This window comes from Bacillus sp. L75 (assembly GCF_003676355.1).
Lineage (GTDB): Bacteria > Bacillota > Bacilli > Bacillales > Bacillaceae > Bacillus > Bacillus velezensis.
On sequence record NZ_ML064901.1, the window covers coordinates 175,557 to 195,266 of the forward strand.

Annotated in this window: 19 protein-coding genes and 3 pseudogenes; 11 read left to right on the plus strand and 11 right to left on the minus strand. The window is 45.7% G+C overall.

From position 1 onward, the window contains the following. Positions 1 to 14 precede the first annotated feature (14 nt). From D5S11_RS00980 to D5S11_RS00995, 4 genes are all read left to right on the plus strand, one after another. Positions 15 to 1,751 carry a ribonuclease YeeF family protein gene (locus tag D5S11_RS00980; RefSeq protein WP_108725265.1) on the plus strand — a complete coding sequence of 579 codons (1,737 nt, stop codon included), beginning with the start codon at positions 15 to 17 and terminating at the stop codon, positions 1,749 to 1,751. Positions 1,752 to 1,771: 20 nt separating this feature from the next. After that, positions 1,772 to 2,281, plus strand: a complete 510-nt coding sequence (locus D5S11_RS00985) for a hypothetical protein (RefSeq protein WP_015418379.1) — start codon at positions 1,772 to 1,774, stop codon at positions 2,279 to 2,281. Between the two features lie 192 nt (positions 2,282 to 2,473). Then, positions 2,474 to 2,671, plus strand: coding sequence for a hypothetical protein (locus D5S11_RS00990; protein WP_410553326.1), 198 nt, complete (start codon positions 2,474 to 2,476; stop codon positions 2,669 to 2,671). Positions 2,672 to 2,763: 92 nt separating this feature from the next. Next, complete coding sequence (locus D5S11_RS00995) at positions 2,764 to 3,480, plus strand: endonuclease V (protein ID WP_108725266.1); 717 nt, start codon at positions 2,764 to 2,766, stop codon at positions 3,478 to 3,480. Between the two features lie 157 nt (positions 3,481 to 3,637). Here the strand turns inward: D5S11_RS00995 and chrA are convergent, their stop codons facing one another. The 3 genes from chrA to chrS are packed head-to-tail and all read right to left on the minus strand — an operon-like array spanning position 3,638 to position 5,251. Further along, the gene (gene chrA, locus D5S11_RS01000; protein WP_015418373.1) at positions 3,638 to 4,174 is read right to left on the minus strand and encodes a chromate resistance efflux protein ChrA; all 537 of its coding nucleotides are present in this window, start codon (positions 4,172 to 4,174) and stop codon (positions 3,638 to 3,640) included. After that, positions 4,171 to 4,761, minus strand: a complete 591-nt coding sequence (gene chrB, locus D5S11_RS01005) for a chromate efflux transporter subunit ChrB (protein WP_007407538.1) — start codon at positions 4,759 to 4,761, stop codon at positions 4,171 to 4,173. The genes chrA and chrB overlap by 4 nt, the downstream gene beginning before the upstream one ends. A 13-nt stretch (positions 4,762 to 4,774) precedes the next feature. Next, positions 4,775 to 5,251 (minus strand): chromate efflux transcriptional regulator ChrS, encoded by a 477-nt coding sequence (gene chrS / locus D5S11_RS01010; protein ID WP_007407537.1) that lies wholly within the window; start codon positions 5,249 to 5,251, stop codon positions 4,775 to 4,777. A gap of 207 nt (positions 5,252 to 5,458) precedes the next feature. Here chrS and ggt point away from each other — a divergent pair, with 207 nt between their 5' ends. Then, complete coding sequence (gene ggt / locus D5S11_RS01015) at positions 5,459 to 7,036, plus strand: gamma-glutamyltransferase (protein WP_039063761.1); 1,578 nt, start codon at positions 5,459 to 5,461, stop codon at positions 7,034 to 7,036. 7 nt (positions 7,037 to 7,043) lie between these two features. Here ggt and D5S11_RS01020 read toward each other — a convergent pair. From D5S11_RS01020 to D5S11_RS20435, 4 genes and pseudogenes are all read right to left on the minus strand, one after another. Next, positions 7,044 to 7,359, minus strand: a pseudogene (locus tag D5S11_RS01020) (hypothetical protein). A gap of 164 nt (positions 7,360 to 7,523) precedes the next feature. After that, positions 7,524 to 8,144, minus strand: coding sequence for a flavin reductase family protein (locus tag D5S11_RS01025; RefSeq protein WP_012118614.1), 621 nt, complete (start codon positions 8,142 to 8,144; stop codon positions 7,524 to 7,526). Positions 8,145 to 8,300: 156 nt separating this feature from the next. Further along, a pseudogene (locus D5S11_RS20150) lies at positions 8,301 to 8,765 on the minus strand (spore coat protein CotG); the annotation flags it as partial. Between the two features lie 60 nt (positions 8,766 to 8,825). Further along, a pseudogene (locus D5S11_RS20435) lies at positions 8,826 to 9,293 on the minus strand (CotG/ExsB N-terminal domain-containing protein); the annotation flags it as partial. A 140-nt stretch (positions 9,294 to 9,433) separates the two neighbouring features. Between D5S11_RS20435 and D5S11_RS01035 the strand changes: the two are divergent. The 3 genes from D5S11_RS01035 (at position 9,434) to D5S11_RS01045 (ending at position 12,260) form a co-directional block, all read left to right on the plus strand. Continuing rightward, a complete protein-coding gene (locus tag D5S11_RS01035) occupies positions 9,434 to 10,528 on the plus strand; it encodes a CotH kinase family protein (RefSeq protein WP_015240725.1) in 1,095 nt (364 codons plus the stop codon). A gap of 122 nt (positions 10,529 to 10,650) precedes the next feature. Further along, the gene (locus D5S11_RS01040; protein WP_108725267.1) at positions 10,651 to 11,544 is read left to right on the plus strand and encodes a spore coat protein; all 894 of its coding nucleotides are present in this window, start codon (positions 10,651 to 10,653) and stop codon (positions 11,542 to 11,544) included. Between the two features lie 41 nt (positions 11,545 to 11,585). Continuing rightward, positions 11,586 to 12,260, plus strand: a complete 675-nt coding sequence (locus tag D5S11_RS01045) for a hypothetical protein (RefSeq protein WP_007407530.1) — start codon at positions 11,586 to 11,588, stop codon at positions 12,258 to 12,260. Positions 12,261 to 12,309: 49 nt separating this feature from the next. Here D5S11_RS01045 and D5S11_RS01050 read toward each other — a convergent pair whose 3' ends face one another. Beyond that, positions 12,310 to 13,641: an arsenic transporter gene (locus D5S11_RS01050; RefSeq protein ID WP_012118610.1), complete on the minus strand. Its 1,332-nt coding sequence runs from the start codon at positions 13,639 to 13,641 to the stop codon at positions 12,310 to 12,312. Between the two features lie 195 nt (positions 13,642 to 13,836). Next, positions 13,837 to 14,745 (minus strand): acetoin biosynthesis transcriptional regulator AlsR, encoded by a 909-nt coding sequence (alsR, locus tag D5S11_RS01055; protein ID WP_007407528.1) that lies wholly within the window; start codon positions 14,743 to 14,745, stop codon positions 13,837 to 13,839. Between the two features lie 156 nt (positions 14,746 to 14,901). Between alsR and alsS the strand changes: the two genes are divergently transcribed. The 3 genes from alsS (at position 14,902) to D5S11_RS01070 (ending at position 18,069) form a co-directional block, all read left to right on the plus strand. Beyond that, positions 14,902 to 16,614, plus strand: coding sequence for an acetolactate synthase AlsS (gene alsS, locus D5S11_RS01060; RefSeq protein WP_007407527.1), 1,713 nt, complete (start codon positions 14,902 to 14,904; stop codon positions 16,612 to 16,614). A gap of 60 nt (positions 16,615 to 16,674) precedes the next feature. Continuing rightward, positions 16,675 to 17,442, plus strand: coding sequence for an acetolactate decarboxylase (budA, locus tag D5S11_RS01065; RefSeq protein WP_003151318.1), 768 nt, complete (start codon positions 16,675 to 16,677; stop codon positions 17,440 to 17,442). Positions 17,443 to 17,544: 102 nt separating this feature from the next. Beyond that, positions 17,545 to 18,069: an NAD(P)H-dependent oxidoreductase gene (locus tag D5S11_RS01070; RefSeq protein ID WP_020956445.1), complete on the plus strand. Its 525-nt coding sequence runs from the start codon at positions 17,545 to 17,547 to the stop codon at positions 18,067 to 18,069. Positions 18,070 to 18,193: 124 nt separating this feature from the next. On the opposite strand, the gene D5S11_RS01075 is transcribed toward D5S11_RS01070, so the two are convergent. Together D5S11_RS01075 and rbsB are read right to left on the minus strand one after the other, a co-directional pair. Next, the gene (locus D5S11_RS01075) at positions 18,194 to 18,727 is read right to left on the minus strand and encodes an SH3 domain-containing protein (protein ID WP_007407525.1); all 534 of its coding nucleotides are present in this window, start codon (positions 18,725 to 18,727) and stop codon (positions 18,194 to 18,196) included. 60 nt (positions 18,728 to 18,787) lie between these two features. After that, complete coding sequence (gene rbsB / locus D5S11_RS01080) at positions 18,788 to 19,705, minus strand: ribose ABC transporter substrate-binding protein RbsB (RefSeq protein ID WP_032869513.1); 918 nt, start codon at positions 19,703 to 19,705, stop codon at positions 18,788 to 18,790. Positions 19,706 to 19,710: the final 5 nt, after the last annotated feature.

Genomic DNA, 19,710 nt, shown 5'->3' on the forward strand with positions numbered 1-19,710 from the left:
GAAAGGACTTGCCGATGAGCAAAGTGTTTGAATCACAATCGTTAACGGACGAAGCAGATAAGAGAAAGAAACAATACGAAGCCCTTGAAGAGCAGCTGCGTGCGCTCAAACAAGCCTTTCAAGGCGTGGCCGATCTGGGTGATGCTTTGAAAGGGAAAGGCGCAGACAATATAAAAGATTTTTTTCAGGGACAAGCGGAAATCGCCGACAGCTGGCTGACGCTTGTCTCTGCTCAAATTGCGTTTTTAAATGGCATTTCAGGTGACATTAAAGATCAAGAACTCAGCGATACATATGTGGAGACTTCATTTTTGGAGCATGAGCTGCCCAACGCGGATTTGAAAGCTTCAGAGATTGTCTCCGCTCATAAAGCAGAAATCGATTCAATTTTGTCAGGCATCAGCGATATTATTCATCTCGACACATATACGCTGGATGATTACGCTGATAAAATGGGCGATGCCCAGAAAACCAGACGTGACACAATCACGGCAGTCGATACGCTTGATGAATCCCTGACTGCTGAATATCAAAACTTAGAATCTCTGGACAACGCAGTGCTCAGCAAATATTCTGTTCTCATGCAGGCCACCAGCAACGGGAAAAGCGCATCCCCTATGTACTATGACAAAAAAGCCTTCCACAGCAATGAAATCTACAAAAGCGTCACGGCGACAGAAAAACAGGGAACGGACTATATTGACGCAAAAGCCCAGCAGGCCGAAGCAAGACGGCTTCAGGAAAAGGCTGAAGAAGAAGCCAATAAACCATGGTACGAAAAAACATGGGACGGCATCTGCAACTTTACCGGCGAAGTCACCGGCTATTATGATTATAAAAGAGCAGCCGAAGGTGTTGATCCGGTGACCGGAGAAAAGCTCTCCACCGCAGAACGCGTCACAGCAGGAGCGATGGCCGCCGCCGGATTCATACCGGTCGTCGGCTGGGCGGGCCGCGCTTTCAAAGGCGGAAAAGCCATTTACAAAACCGGAAAAACCGTCATTGCCGCAGAACATGCTTTAGATGCCTATAAAACCGGAAAATCCTTAGACATTCTCAAAATGACTGAAATGGGCGCATACGGCCTTGTCGCCTCAAACGGATTCACAGAAGCCGTCACAGGCCGGGATATGTTCGGAAACAAAGTGTCCGAGGAGAAGCGGAAGCAAGGGGCACTGGAAGCTGCGCTGAGTTTGGTTGGAGCCGGTGCATTGGCGAAGCATGTAAACAAAGGCATACCGCTTGCAAAATCGCCACAAGCAACAAAAGTTGAAAAAGGGAAAAAGATTCTAGACCAAGTAAAAGAATTCAAAGTACCGACGAATGTAAAAATTCGTGTCCACAAGACTGTCACACCGGATGGCGCTACTTTCCCAATCATTCATGCTGATATGAAAACGACTGCTGTGAAAGATCTTGGGGTTGTGAAGATGGTGGGTAGTGGTAGCGGGAATAGTAAGAAACTTTTCGGTCAAAATGGAACTCAAATTGCAAGTAAGACAACATGGCAAAATGGGAAGACAGAAAGAATAGACATTGAAAACCCAAATCCAGGGCAAAGAGAAGGTCAAATTCACTATCACGAGCCAAATAATAAAAAATGGTATTTTGATGTAGAAACAAAAAAGTTTTATGACCAAAAAACAGGTGAAGATGCACCTAGCAAAATTCAAAAAGTACTTAAAGACAAGAGTGTTCAGAAAGCTATAAATAAGGGATTGAAATTTTTAGGTGAGGATCCTGTATTTTAGTATAGGAGTGAAGATTATATATGGAATATACAAATAAAAATATGAAAAGACTAAAAGAACGACTTGAAGATCGGAGTAATGCAAATAAAGTTGACCTATCTAAATTAAAGGATATTATTTCACCTAATATAGTTAAAGTAGACGATTGCTATATTCTAGATCTAGAGTATGAGTTAACTGATAATACAACGATAAATTGGAATAGAATTTTGAAAATGTACGGGGATAAAACGGGGTATGAAGCATCGTGTAATGAGCTCCGCATAAACGATTATTTAGACTGCAGTGATTTGTCTGATGAAGAGATTTCACTTTATGCGTTTCAGGTAGTAGACGGTTGGGAACAACATTTAAAAGAAAAATTTCCTGAGCATAAATTTGTTGTAATTATAAGTATTGATGAAGGTTTTGCGACACTTAGATTTCATAAATATAGAGAAGAGGAAAGCGGTTGGCTAAAGGCCGACATTGAAGAGTACGGAAACGAAGCTATCCTTGTAAAAGAAATTAACTTTAGTAATAAAATTTAACTAAAAAAGCAGGCAGTTATACTGTACCTGCTTTTTTAGTTTTTACCTTGTGAAAGCAAGAAACATTACAAATGATCAAGCTTTTAATGGTAAAACTAATTCAAAACTGTTGATTTATAGAGAAAAAAATTAAAGTTTAAGTTTTGTGAAAAGTGAAATAAAATAATTCAAAAATGTAAAGGAGAGAATGTAATGTCGCAAGAACAGAAGTTAATTATATTGAACGAAATGTTTAAAAAAGAAGGCGATCCACCCGGCAGTTATGGCATTGAACTGATAAAAAACGAAGATTGGGAAAATCCTTTAGAAGATATTATGTGTACTGAACTTAAAGAATTACTTAAACAATTGAACCTTATTTTTATGAAAGAAATGAAAAATGAATTTTAATAAAAGATATAATTTGTTGAAGGAGTCTTCGCTAGATCGACACACAGGACGATTGAGAGCAAAGACTATTTTAAGAGAGGAAAACCAATGAAATGAAAATACATCAAATTCACGATTTTGATCTAAATGATGAATCGGACTTTATTCAAACACAACAATCCCTAATACATAAAATCAACCTATCCCCCGTCATCCATCCAGACTCCGTCAACACATGCGCAGGCGTCGACCTCGCTTATTGGGAGCAGGACGGGGAACCGTATGGCGTATGCAGTATCATCGTGATTGACGCTGATACAAAAGAAGTGATTGAAAAAGTGCACAGCATGGGGAAAATCAGCGTGCCGTATGTTTCCGGTTTTCTTGCGTTTCGCGAGCTGCCGCTGATCATTGAAGCGGCCAAAAAGCTGGAGGCAGAGCCGGATGTATTTTTGTTTGATGGCAATGGGTATCTGCATTACAATCATATGGGCGTTGCCACCCATGCGGCTTTTTTTCTGGGTAAGCCTACAATTGGGATTGCGAAAACCTATCTCAAAATCAAAGGCTGCGATTTCGAGATGCCTGAAAATGAAGTCGGCGCCTACACCGATATTCTCATTGACGGCGAGGTATATGGCCGGGCGCTGCGAACACGGCGGGACGTGAAGCCTATCTTCTTGTCTTGCGGACATAACATTGATTTAGAAAGCAGCTATCAGATCACAATGAAAATGATCAATCGAGAAAGCAGGCTGCCGATCCCTGTCCGTCTGGCTGACCTTGAAACGCATGTTTTGCGAACGTTTTATCGGAAAAATCACGTGTAACACTTGCAGTCCGGGAGGCTGCAAATGTTTTTTATTGATCAGGCCATCTGGGAGGATGACAGGAACCACATGTAAGAAGCATAGACGAAGAAACAGTTATCTATATCGAACAACATATCGGGACTGAAACAAAAAGCACCTGTCCAGGTGCTTTTCTTTATAAATGAGGAACCACAAGCCCTCCATACAAAAACGCCGCGATAATCAGGAAGGCCGGATGCATCTTGAATTTTGTCAAGGCAAGGAGGGAAATCCCCGCAATCACTATCGCTTGAACCCAGCCGATCGCTTTGATGCCGTCTGCGCCGATTTGCCAGGTAAGAATGAGCATCATGACGGCGATGACAGGCTGGACGGACAGCGTCATACCTTTGATGACGGGAGATTGGCGGAAGCGCTGAATGATGCGCAAGAGGACGATCAATGCGAGCGCCGACGGTACGACGGTGGCAATCAGCGCAATCAGGAACCCGGGCCACCCGCCTGCGCTGTAGCCGACATACGCCGCGATTTTGGTGGCGATCGGGCCCGGCAATGCGTTCGCAAGTGCGAGCATATTTGAGAATTGATCGTTTGAGAGCCAGCTGTATCTGTTGACGACTTCTTCAAACATCAGAGGGATCGACGCCGGTCCGCCTCCATATCCGAGTACGTTTGCGACAAAAAACGCCATAAATACATAAATCATGATCATGAGGCCGACATTCCTTTATCTTTTGAACGTTTATTTGTGATTTTGTCCTTTAATTTAAAATGAAACGCGCCGTACGCTAAGAAAATGATAATGACAAAGCCGGGATTAATCTGTAACGTTTGCAGGCCGATAAAAGCGATGATAAAAAATAGGATGCCCGTGACCCAGCCGAAACCTTTAAGCGCTTTTTGGCCAAACTCGTACGCCATGATGCCGAGCATGACGGCGATCACCGGGGTGACGGCGCCAATCATGCCGGCAACAATTGCTGAGTGGCTTAAGACATTGACAGCGGCAAACAAGCCCGCCATAGCAAGGCATGTAGGCAGAATGTGGGCGAGGGTTGCCAAGATTGCGCCTAACGTGCCTTTCAGCTTGAAGCCCAGATACGCAGCCATTTTTGTGGCAATCGGTCCGGGAAGCGCATTAGCGATCGCTAATATTTCTCCGAATTCATCATCATCTATCCATTTGTATTTATTGACGGCTTCATGGCGGATGAGCGGGATCACCGACGGGCCGCCCCCGAATCCGAGAATGCCCGTTCGGACCATCGCCGCCGTAATGTCCCAATAGGGATGTTTCATGGCTATGTCCTCCTTACAGCTTCATGCCCGTTCTGCTTTTATACCGTTTAATCAGCATTTGGCAGTCGACGCTGACGACGCCTTTTTGCGTATAGAGCCGTTTTGTCAAAAACTCTTCCATCTCCTGATCATTTGCGAAAATGCCGTGCATATGCAGCTTGCTCGGTCCGGTCATATGATAAAGGCTTGTCACGGCCGGTTCCTTTTCAAGCTTTAATGCGGTTTCCTCCAAATACTGCGGCTCCACCTCCACATTAAAAAACACGGACACATGGCGGCCGATTTTCGCCGGGTTGATGACAGCGGTGAATTTTTCAATCACACCGGCATCCAGTAAATGCTGAATGCGGTGCTGAACCGCCACTCGCGACAGGTTAACCCGCTTTCCTACGTCTGTATAGGAAATCCTCCCTTCCTCGTGCAAAATCGAAAGAATCTGTTTATCCGTTTCATCAAGGACAAGATTCGGTATGCTGTATTCATGTTCCAATCCGCTTCACCTTCCTTCATTTGGTAGACATTATTGTATCATGAAACGTTACGGTATGAAGGGAGAAATTTTTTATTGTTTTCGATACGTAATAACTTAGAATTATTTCTTATCGAAAAGTAAATAGTGTGTGAGATTTTCTTTCAGGAATGTGGATGGCCGCGAAGCCGCTTTTTATACTTGAGAAAATTTGTAAAGGGGCTTGCCATGAATACTTCAACCATCGGAACGAAACAAATGGTCGTCAGTCCGCATTATCTCGCTTCTCAGGCGGGGGCCGGCATTCTGGAAAAGGGCGGAAACGCATTTGACGCGGCAGTGGCGGTCAGCGCCTGTCTGGCAGTCGTGTATCCGCATATGACGGGTCTTGGCGGGGATTCATTTTGGCTCACTTACCATAAAGAAACGGGACGAATCAAAGCTTATAACGGGAGCGGCCGTTCAGGGAAGCATGTGACGAGAGACTTGTATCGGGGCAGAGAAGCGATCCCTCTGCGCGGGACAGAAAGCGCCATTACCGTTCCGGGAATGGCGGACAGCTGGGATGCCGTGCTTTCGGCGTACGGGCGTCTTTCGCTCGCTGAGGTGCTGAAGCCAGCTCTTGATTATGCGGCAAACGGATTTCCAGTGTCCGCCGACCAGTGCGCCCACACAGAACGCAATCTCGCTCTTTTAGCCTCGATGCCTTACACCTCGGCCATTTTTACGAGAAACAAAAAAGCGCCCATGCCCGGTGAACGGTTTGTCCAAAAGGATCTGGCGGCCAGCTTGGAGCAGCTTGCCCAGAAAGGCAGAAGCGCTTTTTATGAAGGAGACCTCGCTCAACGCATCACATCCTTTCTGCAAAACAACGGCAGCCGTCTGACACTTGATGACTTTAAAGCCCACCGCGGCGAGTGGACGAACCCGGTATCCTCCGATTACCGCGGGTGCAAAATCTATCAGGCTCCGCCGAATTCACAGGGTTTTACAGGCTTAATGACGCTCAATATATTGGAAAACTATGATTTTTCTCAGATTGAACACGGTTCCTTTGACTATTATCATCTGCTGATCGAGGCGCTGAAGAAGAGTTTTCAGCACCGGAATGAAGTGCTGACTGATCCGGCATTTTCTCATATTCCGCTGGATCGGCTGCTTGATAAACGGTATGCAAAGCAGCTCGCGGAAGAAATCGGTAACGTGGCTGCGCCGGCGGTAAGCCGGCCGGTCGGAAGCGACACAGCTTATGCCGCCGTCGCCGATGCGGAAGGAAATGCCGTTTCCTTTATTCAGAGCCTCTATTTCGAGTTCGGATCTGCCGTTACAGCGGGGGAGACGGGCATTCTGCTGCAAAACCGCGGGTCATTTTTTTCGCTGGACGGATCCCATGTCAATACACTTGAACCCTGCAAGCGGACGTTCCACACCCTCATGCCGGCGATGACCTGTAAAGAAGGAAAGCCTCACATCCTGTACGGAACCCAGGGAGGAGAAGGCCAGCCGCAAACTCAGACAGCGATGATTACGCGCATCATTGATTACAAAATGGACCCCCAGCAGGCGATCAATGAGCCGCGCTGGGTCTGGGGACGGACATGGGGAGAGGAGTATGAAGGGCTGAGGGTTGAAAGCAGAATCAGCCCTGAAACGAGAGAAGCCCTAAGGCAGAGCGGCCACCGCGTCGAGACCGTTGGTGATTTTGACGGGCTTATGGGCCATGCGGCAGCGATCGTCATTGATGAAGAAGGCTTTCTCCAAGGCGGGGCCGACCCGCGCGGCGACGGAGCGGCCGCAGGAGTATAGAGCTACGCTAACTGATGAAAAAAATAAGCACGCCAAGCGCGGCAGAAAGACCCGCGTAAAACGAATCGTACACATATTGCTTTTCCTCCCGCCGGTGCCGCCATTCCATTATGCCGCTGCAGCAAAATAGTTTCATTGAAAAAAGTCACCGCTGCGATGCCCGTAATAAGCAGTGTGATTTCGATTAATCGATGTGTGCCGTTTATCGGCTTCTGCTTTTTAACAGGCTTTGGCAAATTGAGAACTTTGACGGCAAATACTTGAAACATAAGGCTGAGCAAAATAAATACGGCTGAAAAAATCAGTAACTGAATGAAATCCATCATCTGCCTCCTAAAAATGTGTCTCTCGTTTCATACGAGTGATGGCCTTGTAAGTTTCGGCATTCTATAAGACATTAGGCTGAGTTACATGGTAAAAGACTCAAAAAGACCCCTTACGAAAGGGGTCTTTTTGACTAGTTTCTTCTATTATAATGGTTCCTGCTTCAGGTCGGGCGGACAAGCGTATATGTCTTCCCGAGTCTGGCGTATTCATTCCCCGCGAGCCTTGCCGCAGGCTTCAGCTCATCTGTCCGTATGTAGCCTTTATCGGCGTCATATACTTGGTCATTCAAATGAAAACAAACGACTCTGCCGATGATGAGGTCTGTCGTCGTTTCTCCGCTGTCATTTTGGAACGGAAGATGGCGTTCGAGTATACATTCAAACCTCACTTTTGCTTCTTTTATACCGGGAACGCTGATGCAAGCGCTGTCTGTCACAGAAAGGTCTGTCATGCCAAGTTCACTGACATCAGGATCAAGCCTTGCCGCCGTTTTGTTAATGTCTTCAATAATGGACTCATCACTGACGTGCACTACGAATTCCCGATGAGCGAGTGCGTTTCTCGCGGTGTCTTTCTGGCGACCGTCCGCGCGGCTGACTGAGATGGCCAGAAGCGGCGGTTCTGCGGAGACAACGTTATAGAAACTGAAGGGCGCCGCGTTTACGGCGCCGTTGATGGATGACCGCGTAGTGACAAATGCGATCGGCCGGGGAACAACTGTGCCCGAAAGCAATTTGTAAGTGTCTTTTGCGTTCAGTTCGTCTGCTCGTAAGATATGCATGATTTCGGCCGCCTTTCTTTATCGTATGACCTGATTATACAGAAAGAAAATTCGGAAACACAACAAAAGAAAACCGGCTGCATATCTTATCACGTGGCATATATCTGATTGAGGAAAAAGGCTTCCGTTTAGCCGGCAGCCTATTTACGAATGGTGTTACTTGTAGTTTTTCTTTACAACCCAGATGTTCCCGTCTTTCCAGTACTCTGTTTTGCTGCAGTAATCGTCTTTTTTGCAAGGGTCTTTTTTCTGAGGACGATAAGGTTTTTTCTGCGTGCGTTTTTTCTTGCGGCGGCATGATTTCTTGTGGCTGCGAGATTTTTTGTGAGACCGGCATGATTTTTTACGGCTGCGAGATTTTTTGTGAGAGCGGGATTTTTTATGGCTGCGAGATTTTTTGTGAGAACGGGATTTTTTATGGCTGCGAGATTTTTTGTGAGAACGGGATTTTTTATGACTGCGAGATTTTTTGTGAGAACGGGATTTTTTATGGCTGCGAGATTTTTTGTGAGAACGGGATTTTTTATGGCTGCGAGATTTTTTGTGAGAACGGGATTTTTTATGGCTGCGAGATTTTTTGTGAGAACGGGATTTTTTATGGCTGCGAGATTTTTTGTGAGAACGGGATTTTTTATGGCTGCGAGATTTTTTGTGAGAACGGGATTTTTTATGGCTGCGAGATTTTTTGTGAGAACGGGATTTTTTATGGCTGCGAGATTTTTTGTGAGAACGGGATTTTTTATGGCTGCGAGATTTTTTGTGAGAACGGGATTTTTTATGGCTGCGAGATTTTTTGTGAGAACGGGATTTTTTATGGCTGCGAGATTTTTTGTGAGAACGGGATTTTTTATGGCTGCGAGATTTTTTGTGAGAACGGGATTTTTTATGGCTGCGAGATTTTTTGTGAGAACGGGATTTTTTATGGCTGCGAGATTTTTTGTGAGAACGGGATTTTTTATGGCTGCGAGATTTTTTGTGAGAACGGGATTTTTTATGGCTGCGAGATTTTTTGTGAGAACGGGATTTTTTATGCTTGCGAGATTTTCTCTTCTTACTGCTTTTTGGTTCTTGGTACAAATAATCTTCCAATCCCTCGGTGCTTGCGGACTTTACTGCTTCTTCGATATCAGAATGGGAATAGTGGCCCATTTTGAAACCTCCTCATGATATATGTTTTAAGGATGCGATCCTTACTACCACATAGTACGCATGAATGAAAAAAGTGTATGTGTGATTCGCTGAGTTTTATATAAAAAGCACAGCCTAAATTAATACAGGGAGGTTTACCGATGAAAGACCAATCAACATTGCCTCTATACCAGCTGTTTATTCACCCGAAAGACTTAATGGAGCTGAAAAAAGACATTTGGGATGATGATCCGGTGCCCGCGGTGCTGAGAGTGAATCAAAAACGGCTTGACATTGATCTGGCGTACCGCGGCTCTCATATAAGAGATTTTAAGAAAAAATCGTATCATATCGCTTTTTATTCGCCGAAAACATTTCGCAGGGCGAAAGAGATACATTTAAACGCTGAATACAAAGATCCGTCGATGATGCGGAATAAGCTGTCTCTCGATTTCTTCGCGGAGCTTGGGACGCTGTCACCAAAGGCGAATTTCGTAACCCTGCAAATCAATGGCAGACATGAGGGGGTGTATCTTGAGCTGGAGTCAGTGGATGAATATTTTCTGGCGAAACGGAATTTGGCGGACGGGGCTGTTTTTTACGCGGTTGATGACGACGCCAATTTCTCCCTTGTCAGTGATCTGGAGCGGGATACGAAAACATCGCTCGAACTTGGTTATGAAAAGAAAACGGGAACGAAAGAAGACGATTTATACTTGCAGGATATGATCTATAAAATTAATACCGTGCCGAAGTCAGAGTTCAAGGGGGAGATCGTCAAACACTTGGACGCCGATAAGTATTTGAGGTGGCTTGCGGGCATCGTGTTTACCTCAAACTACGATGGATTTGTCCATAATTACGCTTTGTACCGGAATCATGAAACGGGACTTTTTGAAGTCATTCCGTGGGATTACGATGCGACGTGGGGAAGAGACATTCATGGTGATCGGATGGAGGCCGATTATGTCAGAATACAAGGGTTTAATACCTTGACTGCAAGGCTTCTGGATGAACCGTATTTCCGCAAAGCGTACAAACGGCTTTTGGAAGAGACGCTTCAGACCCGGTTTACCATTGAACATATGAAGCCGAAGGTCATGTCACTGTATGAGCAGATCAGGCCGCATGTCGCGAAGGATCCATATAAGAAAGAAGAGATTGATTGCTTTGACCGGGAGCCTGAAGTGATTTGCGAATACATTAAGGAGCGGTCAGCCTTCATCAGCAGTGAGTTAGAGCGGTGGAATATCTGATTTGGAAATGAAGAAAGATTTTTTACAAATAGGCTGGTGAATCAGTTCCCGAAAATAATCGTGATACGTATATATGCATTATGCTTTTTACATTATGAGAAAAATGACTAGGAGGACAATAGATGAAACGCAATACGAAGCGGCAGCGGTCTGATGACAACTTTTTGCATGCAATGGAAGGAAAAGTGATTACTGTCTACCGGGGAGGCCCGGAGTCCAAGACAGGGAGATTAGCAGACATTCAATCGGATTATATCGCTCTTCAGGTTGATAATAAAATCGTTTATTATCAATGGAAACACGTGAAAAGTGTGACGGAAAATACGAGTGAAACCGTATCGCCGGCCGAAGCGGCAGAATGTGAAAAAGCTGATGATTTTCAAGACCTGATCAGCCGGATGACCAATCGCACGGTGCAATTGAATCAGGGAGGTCCGGAATCGAAAAGAGGAAAGCTTCACGAAACAGGGGATGATTTTCTCGTGCTGGAAACAGAAGATGACGGAATTGTATATTTTAACGCCGACCATGTCAAAAGCATCAGCGCGGAACAAGAAGAGTACGGCCAAGAGGAGGAGCGCCCGGAATTTGAAATGGCTGATGATTTTCACGGCATATTTAAACGCCTGATCCACAAATGGGTATCCATCAACCGCGGAGGTCCTGAAGCCGTTGAAGGTATACTTGTGGATAATTCCGACGGCCACTACACTCTTGTGAAGGATAAAGAAGTGCTGCGGATCTATCCTTTTCATATCAAGAGCATCAGCGAAGGGGCAAAAGGAGCAGCTAAAAAAGAGGAGAATAAAGACGACGAGAATAAAGGTGAGAAAGAGAGCGCCGAAGAAGAAAAGCCGCATGAAGAAGAATCACGCGAAGAGCAGCGTACTTCCTCTAAAAAGTCGAAAAGATCATCAAGATCCGTTCGATCCTCAAAACGGGAGGAAGAGAACTCTTATAGCTACGCCACTGTATTAAGGACAATAGATTATCGGTGGAAACACGGCCGTAAATGATTGGAAAGATTGTCCGTAAACGCGGGAGAGGGGGGAATGAAATGGCTGGATTAAGCAGATTTCTGGATAAACAAGTCGATATTGAGATATCGGGGAATACGACATTTTCAGGAACTCTTTTGGATATCGGTCAGGATATCATTGTGATTCATGACGGCCGGACGTTTCTTTATATTCCGCTGCTGCATCTTCAGAGGATGACATTGACGCTCCCGGACGAAGAGAATAAAGAACCGTACGCAAGAAAAAAAAGTCCGCATCCCGAAAAACAGGAACATTCCTTTTCTTACCGGAATACCCTCCAGCATATAAAAGGCAGATTCACAGAAATATTTGTTACGGGAGACCGTTCCATTCATGGGTATGTGACAAGTGTTTTAAATGATTATTTTGTTTTCTTCTCTCCGGTTTATAAGACTCTTTTCATCTCGATGCATCATTTGAAATGGCTGACACCCTATTCCGATGAGCAGACGCCGTATACATTAAACAGTTCAGAGCTGCCGGTTGTTCCCGCTAATGTGCCCCTTGTCCGGAATTTTGAGGAACAATTAAAAAGATATATCGGGAAGCTGATTATTCTGGATTTAGGAGATATACCGAATAAAGTGGGGCTGTTGCAGGATGTCTCAGATAATATTCTTGAATTGACCAATGCAGACGGCGATACTGTTTTTTGGAAATTGAATCATTTAAAAACCATGCACCTGCCATAAATGATAAAACTGCCTCTCTTATACAGCAGGCAGTTTTTTTTCATGGGAGCTAAAGGTAAATCCAACTGATCCAAACATATAAAACGGTAATGGTAAACACGACAGTGAGAGGGACAACGATAATGGTCGTTTTGATATATTCTGACCAAGAAACTTTTTCGCCGTGCTGTCTGATGATATGCATCCAGATCAGCGTGGCTAATGTCCCGATCGGCAGAAGCAATGATCCGATATCACTGCCGATAATATTAGCCAGATAAATGATTTTTACGGTTAATGGGTCGATGGACATTTCAGTTAAGGTCAAAGTGCTGATCATTAAGGCGGGATGGTTATTGAACAAATTAGAGAGGACGGATGTAGCAATGCCCATAATAGATGCAGCGTGGGCAATGCTTTGTGAGACATAAGGCTCAATAGACTGAACAAGCAGCGCCGTCAGTCCGATATTATGCAGTCCGTAGATGATAATGTACATCGTGAAGGCAAAAATAAAGATATGCCAAGGCGCTTTCCTTAATAAATCTGCCGGTCCGATTTTTAAATAAAACCATCTCCAGCCAAGCAGGATGACTGAACTGATGACAGCCACGAGCGAAACGGATATGCCGTTGTAAGAAGCTGCAAACAGACTGATCCGGACGAACAATACAAATGCCAAAACACAAAACATGATGTTCGTACGGCTGTTTTGGGTCGGGTCTGGCGGAGGCTGAAGCGGATGATATCGTTTGTGTTCCAGCGAGTCAAAATGAACCGGAATATCGGGGAGCTGTTTCGGCAAACGGCGGTAAAAAACGGCAAACAGCAGAAAGGCCATAAACACCAGTCCCAGCGTGCCGGGGATAAACATCATATTGGTGTACAAATAAAGGTCCATGCCTATCATTTTGAGAGAAATTAAATTGACGATATTACTGACGCCGATCGGGGTGCTTGCGGCTGTCGCAATTAATACGCCGCTTATTAAATACGGTGTTTTCTGATGTCTTTTAAGTCCGAGATATTGTAAGACCAATAGTAAAATAGGAGTGGTGATTAAGACGCTGCCGTCATTATTCAGAAAAAGCGTCATTGAAAAACAGAGCAGGTTGGTCAGCCAAAAAAGCCGAATGCCCGATCCCTTGGCGCGGTGAAGCAGTTTGGCCGCCGCCCAGTTAAAAAAACCGAAGCTTTCCAGCGCGATTGCCATAATCATTGTGGAGATAATGGTTATTGATGCTCCGGTGACTTTTGACCCTATATCCCCCAAATCATGAAAGGAAACGGTTCCGCATAACAAAACGAGAATGGCGCCCAGCGACGCCGGAACGGCTTCATTTAATCCCCCGGGTCTCCAAAATATAAAAATAATGGTCACAAAGAAAGAAATCAGGGTCAAAATGACGGTAATATGTGTAATGTGTTCTGCCTCCTTTTAGATGGGTCATTGCCGCCCCGTTATTTTTATCCCTCCTGATCAGTTGTACTGTATGTATACGGGTACAGGTCGTAAGGTGTACTGAGCGTTTCTACCAATTTAGTAAAAATCCATAAAAGCACAAAAAAAAGAGGCTGCTTTCGGCGGCCCTCTTTTTTATGCATTTTCCTTATCCGCCTGCAATAAAGCCTGGCGTTTATTCATAATATCCAGAAAGTGTTTCAGAATCGGATTTTGATTATCCTTGCGGTAGGCAATGACCCATTCGGCCGTGAGCTGCACCTGATTAATGCCGCGGTAGGCGACTTCGAGATTAAACAGCTTTTTAGCAGAAGAAGGCACGAAGGTTACACCGATGCCGGCACTAACCAATCCGATCACCATTTGATACTCCGTCGCTTCCTGAACGATTTTCGGTTTGAAGCCCGCCTGCTCGCAGTAGTTTACAAACTCTAGGTATAAAGTCGGCCATGTTTCTTTCGACAGTGTGATAATCGGTTCATTTTTTAAATCCTGAATGTCGATTGTCTGTTTAGCGGTAAGCGGGTGCTGCTTCGGCAAGGCCAGAATGCACGGACTGCTCTGCACCTTTTCCATATGTAACGCGGAATGCTGTAAAGGCGGATGAAGGATGCCGATATCAATGTTCCCCTTCAGAAGTTCTTCCTGCTGTCTGAAAGAAGAAATTTCACGCAGATCAAGCTTGACGGAGGGGAATTTTTCGCGGAATTCCCGAATGATCGGCGGCAGAAATTCATATGTGGCCGAGCCGACAAAACCGACGACAAGGCGGCCGAGCTCTCCCCGCGCCGTTCTCTGCGCCATTTCAATCGCTTTGTCTATTTCTTCGATCGCGTTTCTGCTGTGTTTTAAAAAACTTTCTCCGGCAGCTGAAAGCTCTACAACCCGTTTCGTGCGCTTTAATAAGGTCACGCCGACTTCCTTCTCAAGCTGTTTGATCTGCTGGCTGAGAGGCGGCTGTGTCATATTTAACCGAAGCGCAGCTTTGCCGAAATGAAGTTCTTCGGCAACGGCAATAAAGTATTGAAGATGGCGAAGCTCCATCCTTATCCATTCCTTTCTCTTTGTTAATTATTCGTGAAACATATTAATCATACGGCGAATTGATATTGGAGGTCAATTTCCAAAGAGTGTATAGTGAATAATATCACAAATTACTTAAAATTTTATATTTAATATGCATAATAAGGAGTGAGGGTGTTGGCAAAAGCAACAAATGAACTAAAAACCTCTGGAAAAAATCGGGGGGCGGAGCTTGTTGTTGATTGCTTAGTGGAGCAAGGTGTCACACATGTTTTTGGCATTCCGGGTGCAAAAATTGATGCAGTATTTGATGCGTTAAAAGATAAAGGACCTGAACTGGTTTTATGCCGTCACGAACAGAACGCTGCATTTATGGCTGCGGCTGTCGGAAGACTGACTGGAAAACCAGGCGTTTGTCTCGTTACTTCAGGCCCGGGGGCATCCAACTTGGCGACCGGCTTGTTAACGGCTAATACAGAAGGTGATCCGGTAGTGGCGCTGGCGGGTAACGTAATTCGCGCAGACCGGTTAAAACGGACACACCAATCATTGGACAATGCGGCGCTATTTCAGCCGATTACAAAATACAGTGTAGAAGTACAGGAAACAGGGAATATACCAGAAGCGGTAACAAACGCCTTCAGGGCAGCGTCAGCAGGTCAGGCAGGCGCGGCTTTCGTGAGCTTTCCGCAGGATGTTGTGAATGAAATCACAAATGTGAAAAACGTACGCAGCGTGCCGGCGCCGAAACAAGGCCCTGCACCGGAAGAAGCGGTCAGCGCGGCTATCGCGAAAATCCAGACGGCGAAACTTCCCGTTCTGTTAGTCGGCATGAAAGGCGGAAGACCGGAGGCGGTAAAACAAATCCGCAAACTGCTTGCCAAAACAAAACTGCCTTTCGTAGAAACGTACCAAGGGGCCGGCACATTGTCCAGAGAGCTGGAAGACCAATATTTCGGCCGGATCGGACTGTTCCGCAACCAGCCGGGCGATCTTCTGCTTGAACAGGCGGATGTCGTATTAACGATCGGTTATGATCCGATTGAATACGATCCGAAGTTCTGGAACGTAAACGGTGACCGTGCTATTATCCATCTTGACGAAATCCAGGCCGATATCGATCATGCCTATCAGCCGGAATTAGAATTATTAGGCGATATCGCCGCTACGGTTAAACAAATTGAACACGACGCTGTGACATTTGATATGGGCAGCCGTGAACAAGAAGTGCTGAGCGAATTAAAACAGATGCTCACAGACAGCGAGAAGGCGCCAAGCGACCATAAATCCGACAGAGTGCATCCTCTGCAAATCGTCCAAGAACTGCGCAATGCAATTGATGACGACGTAACCGTCACTTGCGATATCGGTTCTCACGCGATCTGGATGTCCCGCTACTTCCGCGCTTATGAGCCGCTGAAACTGTTGATCAGCAACGGCATGCAGACATTGGGCGTAGCGCTTCCTTGGGCGATTGCTGCCACATTGGTGAATCCGGGTGAAAAAGTCGTATCCGTTTCAGGAGACGGAGGATTCCTGTTCTCTGCAATGGAATTGGAAACGGCAGTCCGCTTAAAAGCGCCGATCGTTCACCTTGTATGGAATGACAGCACATATGATATGGTCGCATTCCAGCAAATGAAAAAATATAACCGTACATCATGCGTAGATTTCGGAAACATTGACATCGTAAAATATGCAGAAAGCTTCGGCGCCACCGGCTTGCGCGTTGAGTCACCGGAACAGCTGGCAGACGTGCTGCAAAAAGGCTTGAACACAGAAGGTCCTGTCATCATTGACATTCCTGTCGATTACAGTGACAATGTCCATTTATCAAGCGACATGCTTCCGAAGCAATTCAAAGAAAAAATGAAAGCAAAAGCTCTCTAGCACTCTGCGCACCATGACCTGTTTTCTAAAACAGCCCAATTTAAAAGGAGTGAAGGGAATATGAAAAACGCAAGCGACATCCATATGATGAGCCGCGGAGAAAAAGGCTCACCTGAGGATCAGATCTATCAAGTATCAACAATGACATCTCTGCTGGACGGAGTATATGACGGAGATTTTGATATGGCTGACATTCCGAAGTTCGGTGATTTCGGAATCGGCACGTTCAACAAATTGGACGGCGAATTAATCGGATTTGACGGAGAATTTTACCGTCTGCGCGGCGACGGAACGGCTACGCCTGTTAAAGGCGGAGACCTGTCACCATTCTGCTCATTCACATTTTTCACGCCTGATATGACGCATACGATCGACGGCGAAATGACCCGTGAAGAATTCGAGCAGGAAATCGCCAGCCTTCTGCCTAGTAAAAACTTATTTTATGCGATCCGTTTAGACGGCGTATTTAAAAAGGTGCAGACAAGAACGGTAGAACGCCAGGAGAAACCGTACGTTCCGATGATCGAAGCGGTGAAAACACAGCCTGTGTTCAACTTTGACGACATTCAGGGTACAATCGCCGGCTTCTGGACGCCGGGGTACGCAAACGGCATCGCTGTTTCCGGATATCACCTGCACTTCATTGATGAAGGACGCAATTCCGGCGGACACGTATTTGACTATGTCATTAAAGATTGTAAAGTGACCATTTCTCAAAAAATGAATATGAACCTCAAGCTTCCGAATACGGCGGACTTTTTCAACGCAAATTTAGATAATCCGAATTTTGCGAAGGATATCGAAACAACCGAAGGAAGCCCGGAATAAATTAAAAAAGAAAGCCCCATTTTTCTCGGGGGCTTTCTTTTTATTTGGCTGAACCGGCAAAGATTAGGTAAAATACAGTCAAAAGGGAAAGGTGTGGTAGCTGTGAAAGTATTGGTATTAGCGGTTCATCCTGACATGAACAACTCAGCGGTCAATAAGGCGTGGACAGAAGAATTAAAAAATCATGATGAAATCACGGTCCGTGAGCTTTATAAAGAATATCCGGACGGGAAAATAGATGCGGAAAAGGAACGGCAGCTGTGTGAACAGTATGACCGGATCGTATTTCAATTCCCGCTGTACTGGTACAGTGCGCCTCCGCTTTTAAAAACATGGATGGATCATGTGCTGGCGTATGGCTGGGCTTACGGCTCCAAAGGAAAGGCGCTGCACGGCAAAGAATTGCTGCTGGCTGTTTCCGTAGGTGCCGGAGAGGATGCATATCAGGCAGGCGGGTCTAACCATTTTTCACTGAGCGAGCTCTTAAGGCCGTTTCAGGCAATGGCTAATTTTACGGGTATGACCTATTTGCCGGCTTTCGCGATGTACGGGGTTAGCAGCGCCGATGCTGCGGCTATCCGTGACAATGCCAAACGCCTGGCGGATTACATAAAGAAGCCATTTTAGAGTCGTATGCATTCATCTTCATCCGACAATATTTCCTGAGAAATATTTCGAACCTTAGACGTTTCTGACTGCTCAAGAAAGAAAAAACGGATTTCGCGCTGAATTTGCGAAATCCGTTTTGATATTATGTCAGTTTTTGCAGATCTTTTGTGCTGATATATCCCGTTGCGCCCCCGTAATCGACAAGCGCCCAGCCGAAGTCAATGCCGCCGCCGGCTGTCTTTTTCCATCCGAGGAAAGAAACGCTCGTGTTTTTAGCAAGGGAAGCTTTGACCGCTTGTTTGTCTGTATATACTTTTGTTTTTGCCGTTGTTTTTACGGTTGTTGCTTCTTTAACAATATAATGAGTAGATACAAATCCTGTTTTTCCGTTTTTATAATGTACTTTTGCCCAGTCAGCGTTCTGGAATGAAACGATCTTTAAGCTGTCGCCTAAATGAAGGGTATCAGCTCTCGGACTGGCTGCTGATGCTTTTGTTCTGACGTTCAATGCTTCCGCGGAAACGAGATAAGAGTCAAGCGGGTAGCTGTACAGATCGTCAATTTTGACCGCTTCTTGCGCGTGTGTCTCGGGAAGAGGCGTTATTCCGGCAGCTGAAGCCGCTGTTATTCCCGCTGCAAGGGTCAGAATGGATGCCGCTTTGGCTGTTTTCTTCATCTGTATCTCTCCTTTTACTTCATCCTTTCACGTTTTACCGGAAGTCTAAACATCGGCCGGTTATTTTTGTGTTTGAAGTTTCAATGGAGCGGAAATGGTTTTTTTGACTTTTTCTCCTTTGAGCACCTGCTCCGCCGCTTCGGCCGCCAGTTTTCCGATCAGCTCCGGCTGCTGGGCGACCGTGGCTGTCAGCTTTCCGTTTTTAATGGAAGAAATCGCATCTTTATTTCCGTCGAAACCGACGACCAGAATGTGTTTGCCTGAGCTGTTAATCGCTTCGAGCGCGCCGAGTGCCATTTCATCATTATGGGCGAACACGGCTTTAATATCCGGATGTCCCTGCAGCAGGTTTTCCATGACGGTCAATCCTTTTGTACGGTCAAAATCCGCCGCTTGCTTTGTTACGACATCCAGCTTTTTGTCGGCAATATGATGAAAGCCCGTTCCGCGTTCCCGTGTCGCGGATGCGCCCGGCACCCCTTGCAATTCCGCCACTTTGGCGCCTTTTCCGAGCTGATCGGCGAGGTAGTCAGCCGCCATTTCTCCTCCTTTGACATTGTCAGAGGCGACAAGCGTTTCGACTTTGCCGTGTTCGGCTGAACGATCAAGCGCAATGACGGGAATGCCGAGGGAATTTGCCGATTCGACGGCTGTTGAAATCGCTGATGAATCGGTCGGGTTGATCAGCAGCGCATCGACTCCCTGCTGGATCAAATCTTCTACGTCATTTGACTGTTTAGATGAATCATTTTGAGCATCGACAATAATGACCTGCATGCCCCGTTTTTTGGCTTCCTTTACAACGCCTTCTTTTAATGAAACGAAGAACGGATTGTTCAATGTGGAGACGGAGAGCCCGATAGTGAATTCTTTTTTATGTTTTGTGTTTGACGGTTTTGCCCATTGTGGCGGTTCAAGTGAACAGGCGGACAGCAAAAACAGTGATAATGCCGCGATCGTGATGATGGCTTTCTTCATAATGG